Source organism: Streptomyces albospinus (assembly GCF_014648695.1).
Lineage (GTDB): Bacteria > Actinomycetota > Actinomycetes > Streptomycetales > Streptomycetaceae > Streptomyces > Streptomyces albospinus.
In genome coordinates, this window is record NZ_BMRP01000049.1 from 1 (window position 1) to 379 (window position 379).

At 77.6% G+C, this 379-nt stretch carries 1 protein-coding gene; it reads right to left on the minus strand.

What is annotated here, in order from left to right; all coding sequences use genetic code 11:
- Positions 1-80: 80 nt before the first annotated feature.
- Positions 81-379: ferredoxin (locus tag IEZ17_RS43325; protein ID WP_229852958.1), on the minus strand; the 299-nt coding region annotated here is incomplete at its 5' end.

Genomic DNA, 379 nt, shown 5'->3' on the forward strand with positions numbered 1-379 from the left:
TGGGGGGTGGGGGTCGTAGGGGAGGGGCCCGCGGGGGAGTGCCCGCGGGCGTACGGGGGTCAAGGAGTGGGTGGGGAGGGTCAGTTGCCGCTCTGGATCCGCAGGGCGAGGGCCGGGCAGCGGCGCACCGCGAGCTGGGCGCGGCGCCGCATCCGGGCCGGCAGCGGCATACCGGCCGTCTCGGGATAGCCGTCCGGGCCGAGCCGGATCATGGCCGGTACCACCTCCGCGCACAGGCCGTGGCCACGACACAGCGTCCAGTCGACCAGCAGCCGTTCGGGCGGCGGGGGCGGTGGCGGGGGTGTCGAGGGCGGCGGCGGATACCGGGGCGGGGCGGGGAGTTGCGGCCGGTGTCCGGTGACCGGGAGCGCTCCGGTCA